Annotated in this window: 5 protein-coding genes; 1 reads left to right on the forward strand and 4 read right to left on the reverse strand. The window is 65.8% G+C overall.

The window, feature by feature from the left end:
• Positions 1-529, forward strand: a 529-nt coding sequence (locus M8859_RS36555; protein WP_249645669.1) for a C40 family peptidase, incomplete at its 5' end; no start/stop codon positions are given.
• Positions 530-625: 96 nt separating this feature from the next.
• On the opposite strand, the gene M8859_RS36560 is transcribed toward M8859_RS36555, so the two are convergent.
• From M8859_RS36560 to M8859_RS36575, 4 genes are all read right to left on the reverse strand, one after another.
• Positions 626-1,510 carry a MurR/RpiR family transcriptional regulator gene (locus tag M8859_RS36560; protein WP_223517873.1) on the reverse strand — a complete coding sequence of 295 codons (885 nt, stop codon included), beginning with the start codon at positions 1,508-1,510 and terminating at the stop codon, positions 626-628.
• Positions 1,511-1,628: 118 nt separating this feature from the next.
• Positions 1,629-3,767 (reverse strand): hypothetical protein, encoded by a 2,139-nt coding sequence (locus M8859_RS36565; protein ID WP_249645670.1) that lies wholly within the window; start codon positions 3,765-3,767, stop codon positions 1,629-1,631.
• Between the two features lie 386 nt (positions 3,768-4,153).
• A complete protein-coding gene (locus tag M8859_RS36570; protein ID WP_223517884.1) occupies positions 4,154-4,912 on the reverse strand; it encodes a transglycosylase SLT domain-containing protein in 759 nt (252 codons plus the stop codon).
• 747 nt (positions 4,913-5,659) lie between these two features.
• A partial coding sequence (locus tag M8859_RS36575) for a phage tail tip lysozyme (protein WP_249645671.1) occupies positions 5,660-6,227 on the reverse strand: 568 nt, incomplete at its 5' end.

The following is a 6,227-nucleotide window of genomic DNA, read 5'->3' on the forward strand; positions in this document are numbered from 1 at the left end:
CGTGTCGGGTGGGCAGGCGAAGTCGGATGATATTGCCGGTGCGATCAATCGGTTGACCAAGCAGTATCTGTACAACATCGCGGGTAGGAATTACACACCACCCAAAACCGGCACCCCCGCGGCGTCCTCGGCCGTGCAGCGGGCGATCCAGATCGCCGCCGGCGAACTCGGCGTCAGCGAGTACGCCGAGGATCGCGTGAACCGGCCGTACAACATCAACGACGCATGGTGTGCCTCTTTCGCCACCTGGGCCTGGAGGCAAGCGGGTATCAACGTGCCTTGGTCCAACAAGAATCATGTGCGAAGCATCTGGTCCGATGCGCAACGTATGGGCCTCGCCGGCAGCTCATCCAGCGCGCGACCCGGTGACCTCGTGATTCTCAACGGCGGCGGTCACATCGGCATGGTGGTGGCGCGTAATGGCAACACCATCACCACCATCGAGGGCAACTCCAGTGATGCGGTACGCCGGCGAACCTACAACCTCGGCGCCAGCGGCATGGTCGGCGTCGTCCACCCACCAGGCTGACTCACCCGCGCCCGGCCTTCAGTCGAGCGGCCGAGATTTCCGCGCCGCCCACCGAGTCCAGCGGCCGCCGGCGGTCACTACTGGGATGACGCGGGATCAGACACCTCTCGCGCGATGATCTTCATACACGGAGAACTCCGCCAAGAGTTTCTCGTCCGGAGCGAGTTCCGAGCGCCGATCGGAACCCAGCCGACGCTCGACGGCGAAAGCCAACGCCTGCGCCACCGAGGTGAGCGCAGTCAGGGAAGGCAGATCCGACAGCCCACCTGTCTCGGCATAGAAGGTCAGATCGGCGATACGCGCCAGCGGCGAAGACGGCCCATCCGTGAAAGCGATGGTGGTCGCGCCACGTCCGCGAGCCCATTCCACCGCCTGCACCGTGTCGCGCGCGTACCGGTGAATGGATACCGCGACCAGGGTGTCGCCCGCACCGATATCGCCCAATTCATCGACGAAAAGGCCTGCGGCGGCCTTGATTTGCCTGACCCCCGGCCGGATCGCTCGCAACAGATAGGCCACCTGATAGGCCACCGACAGCGAGACACGCAAGCCCACCACATGCACCGTCTCGGCTGAAATCACCGCGTGTACCGCCCGCTCCCAGTCGTCCCGATCGATCCGGTCGAACGCACGTGCCACATTGGCGGTGTCGTGTTCTAACACGGTGCTGAGGAACTGGTCACGTGAGGTCGGTTCGGCGGCGCGCTCACGATGCACGTTCGCTTCGGCGGCGAGCTGCCTGCGGCAGAGCCGGACCAGGTCCGGGTATCCCGACAGACCGAGCATGGTCGCGAACCGCACCAGCGACGACCGATGCACCCCGGCCAACTGCGCGCTCTCGCCGATGCTGCGAAAAGCGGTGCCCTCCGGGTCGTCGAGCACCAGCCGGGCGATCCGCTGCTGCCCCTCGGCGAGATCAGGAAATCGCTGTTGCAACAGCCCACGCAATTCCCGGTAACTGCTGGGTGCCTCGCTGGCCACGTGTGCCCTACCGGAAAGCCACGTGGGCGCTCTGCCGATCCATTCGTTCGATATTGCCCGCGACGGCTTCGTCCACACCACCGATCGGCGAATATTGTCAGTCTGCACACACCTGCGCCTAGGGATCCCATGGGTCCGGCCCCGTGTCCGGGTCGAAACTGTCGAGGTTGGATATCCTCCTGGTCGACCGCATCAGCAGCCGCCGGTTGGCCTCGCTCTGGTCGTTGAAATAGTTCTGTGCGGCGTCCTGATGCTGCAGCGCCAGTTGTCGCCCGATGTGCTGGCGCACGTCTCGCCCGGCGGCGCGCCAATCGTCGGGTGTGATCGTTCCGAGTCGCTGTTCATCGTCTACTGCCGCCATCACCCGCTGCACGAACGGATGATTGTCGGGTACCGCGTTCATCGGCGCGATAGAGTGGCGCACGAAGTTGTCGGCCGCCACCACCGCCTGCGCCGCGAACGCGGGATGCGCTGGGATGCCTACGTGGCTCTCCACGGCACGGGCCGCGGCGACGGCTTTCTGCAACGGCGCGAAGCCGAACGGATTCTGCGACATACTGGCCTTCTGCACCGCCGCCGCACGCTGGGCGTCGACCACCTGCTGATCAGTGGCGTTCATCGCGCGCAGTATCGGCGCGATCATCGAGTCCGGCACCTTGCTGTCGCCGAGCCCGTCGAGTACATTCGCGACCCCGAGGGCGGAATTGATTCCGCCGTCCACGCCCTGCAACCGTCCAGCGGCTTTGAAGCGCCAGTTCGCCCGAGCGGCATTGTTGTACTCGTGCATCTGCCGCAGCATCGGGGAGGTGACGAAACTGTCGAGTTCCTTCCGCTTCTTCCGGCGGGAGAGCGGGCTCAACGGGTTCGGGGTGGCCGCAAGCAGCCAGGCGGTCATCGGCGACATGTTGATCGTGTTCAGCGCGGACATCCCGGCGACCAACCCGCGACCGCGCATCGCGCCCGCGGCCTGCGCACCACCCATGCCGAGTGCCGTTGCCGCCCCTCCTCCGCCGACGGGCGGCGGTCCTTGGACAGCCGAGGCAAATCGGTTCGCCACCCAATCGTTTCCGCTGCTCAGGCTCAGATCGAGTTTGCGAAGCTGGGAGATCCCGATGATCTCGACGGCGCCCGCGACGATGATCACTGCCATGACCTGCCCACGGGCCTGCTGGAAGAGGTTGCCGAGGAACAGGACATAAATGCCGAGAAATATGGTGTAGGCGGCCATGCGCGCGGCGGCGATGAATCCATCCACGATATTGCGGACCAGAAACGTCTGCGTCGGCCCGTACACGAAGCCACCCGCGGCGAATCCGAAGATCGTCATGAAACCGTGGTAGACCGCATCCATCGCCGCCTTCATGACCCTGATGCCGAGATACGCCGCGAACAGCAGCAGGATGCCGCCGCACAGCAGCAGCAGTAACCCGGTGGCCACCTGGCCCATGCTCGGATTACTGGCCTTGGCGTAGGCGGCCGCGTCGCCGCAGCTCTTCAGGCCGTTGCGCACGCGGTCGTCGTCACCGGACCGGACGCCCGCCGACCACGCGGCGCTGCACGACGGGTTCTCATCCAGGACATGCCCGAAGTTCCACACCTGCAGCGGACGCCGCGCGAAATCGTCGGCCAGCGTCTCCTGCATCGTCGGGAGCAACTGGGACGGGTTCGGGCTTTCGTTGCCGTGCAATCCCGCGGCCACCGAGATGCCCAGATCACGGCCCTGCGCCAGCAGGCCGCGCGAGGACAGCACCTCCGAAAGCGGCTCGGCTAGGAAAACCGGGCCGAGCACCGCGACCGTCACCATCGTCACAACCTGCACCGCGGCCTTGGCGTGGTATCCGCGCACGATGAACCAGCCGACGAAGAACGCGCCGATGGCCGCCGCGGTCACCAGCACGACCGGCGTCGCGATCTGGCCGGTCAGAGCGTCGCCTACCCCCCGCAGCGCCGTTGCGAACCAGTCCATCCAACGGAAGCTCAGCGCGTAGCCGATCAGCCAGATGGCCGACGTCACGATGGCCAGGTAGCCGATGAACTCCAGCCCGAGAATCGCCCACAGAATGGTGGCACCTGGATCGAGTGGACCCCCTCGATCGGTGGCGAAGGTGTAGCTGGACAGCGGAACACCTGAGGAGTCGCGGATATTCATCCAGCTGAGGCCATCGATCTGGGAAGTCCCCGCCGTGGCGGCTGTGTTCTGGGCCGATGCGACCGCGCCCAGCAGACCGGGAAAGGCGACGAAGCCGACGAGGATCACGAGAAGCCCCGCGACTCGGCGGCGACGAGACCGATCACCGAGCCGGGCGCGCGCCCACGCAGCGACGCCGCCGGGACAGCGACCTTCCGGATCATCCGATTCGCGTTCCGGTCGTGCCGACCGGCTTCGCGGGGAACGCGCGACCATGGACTCCAGCATGGCGCAACAATTGTTGCGCATCAACCTCTTAGCGCAACGCTCTGTTCATCTTTCGGACATCTTCCGGAATTCCCGGGCAGTGAACAGGAAAGAACTTCAAAGCGCGAGTTTCACACTGCGGCAATTGAATTGAACAAATGACCACTGCGCAGCACTGACTCGGATCTCGGAAGCGACCCGCTGCCCGTGCGGGCCTACTCCGGAACGAGCTCGGCTCACAACCGACCTCAATACCCCACGTACGAACCTCCGCCGCGCATCTGGACAATACCCGGCACATTGCTCACCGACCCATAGCGTTCGATGGCATAGCGCACGCCGGCGACGATGTTGTCCACCGGGTTCCAAATATCCTTGTGTCCCGGAAGGGAATACGCGTTGAACGTCGGATCGATGGTCTGCATAAGACCTTTGGACGGAATCCCGGCCGCGGCGTTGCTGTCCCAGAGATTGATCGCGTTCGGATTTCCACCGGACTCGTGCTGGATGATTGCCGCGATATCGGCCGGATCGATCTGACGCGTGTCGTAGCCGTGCTGCCGCAACACATGCAGCGCTTCGTTGATCCACTGCCCCTGTTGCCCCGACGGCCGCGTGCGCGGCGGGCCGCCGCTGGGACCGCGTGTTCCCGGGTGTGTCGCGCCGCGTGGCCTGCGCGGCCGGACGGGACCCGATTCCCGCAGGTAGTTATCGGCGAGGGCGGCCACCCGCGCCGCGGTGAACACGGCGGATGCCTGCCCCTGACCGAGGACGGTTCCCGCGCGCTGTAGGGCGGTGTCCAAGGTGGAGATGACCAGCTGCCTGCTCGCGGCGGCGTCCTGGATGGTGCCCAGCGCGGTCAGAGCCGTGTTCACCTCGGCGATTATCGCTCCGATCGCAGCCCGTCCGTGCGTGGTGCTGTCGACCGCGCCGCCGAGGATGCGTTCGAGCTCGGCGTTCATCGACTGCGTCGCGTCGCCGTGCCGTGCCCGGTTCTGATTGCTCATTGCGTACTGAGAGCCCAGCGCGCCGTCCCACACTACGGGCCCGCTCGGCCGACCAGCCGGGATGTCTGGCGGCGCGTACGCCTGCCCTGTCGTCGCGGTCGGCGCTCCGTCACCGTATTGGACCGCAATAGCCGCGAGTGCACCCATCGCCGCAGCCGCCATCGGCGTAGACGCGCCTGCCCCGGCGAATGCGTCCGAGCGCGGCGCTGCTCCCGATCCGGAAGCAGTGGAGGAGTTTTCGATGGCCGCGGGATGATTCTGGCTTCGTGGCTGCGCCGCAGCGGCGGGCGCCGTCGACGCGGGCGCACCGGTCAGCGGCGGCGCTGCCGGAGCCGTTCCTCCCCTCGCCGACGACTTGACCGGACGCCGAGGTGACGACGTGGTGGTCGCCCGGAAGTCACGTGTACCGGTGGGATCGTCGGATTCCGGCTCCGAAGGGGTTCGGTTCGTCGGCGCCATCAGTACTCCGTACCGACCTGGGCACTGAGCAAGCGCGGAACCGCGAGCTCGGCAGCGTGAATGCCGGTGCGGCAGGTATCGGCGGCCCCTGACATCGGTGTGGCAACCTCCGTCGATTCGCTGGCCCATGTCACGTGTCGCGCTGTGCACGCACCCCACGGAGGGCCTCGCGCTGAGGCCCTCTCCCGCAACGTATCCGGAGCTTAGCCCAGTTTCCGAGGCTTTCTCACACAGCACGTTCCCGGAGGCGGGCATATCCCCTGAGGCCGGCTCGAGCGCCGCGAACGGCTAGACGGCTACATTGCGCATGGCCGCCGCGACACTGTTGGCATAGGCGATACGTTGCCCTCGCGCCGCTCCGTCGCTTCTTTCGTAATATCGATCGAACACCGCCGCCGCGGCAGCGGGCGTTTGCGCACCCCGGAGATGTCCGTAGGCGGAGGATTCATTGGTCCGCAGTTCGTACATCATGAAATCGACCTGGACCTTCCAGTCGCTGACCGGCTTACCCTGCGCGGCGGCGTAACGCTCGAGGTTCTTCCGTCGGCCGCCCAGCCACTGGCACAGACCGATCGCGCCCTCGCGCGCGTTGTACGCGCCGGTGTTGAAGCCCGACTCGACCTTCATGTTGCCCACGATCCCCGCCGCCTGCGCGGGTGTGAGCCCGTATTTGGAGACGAGGTACCGGTAGATGTCCGCGGGCTGGGGATTCGAGCCTCCTGGGAGGTTGTCCGTTCCGGGGGTGCCGGTTTTGGGTGGTGTGTAATTCCTACCCGCGATGTTGTACAGATACTGCTTGGTCAACCGATTGATCGCACCGGCAATATCATCCGACTTCGCCTGCCCACCCGACACG

The organism is Nocardia sputi (genome assembly GCF_023501985.1).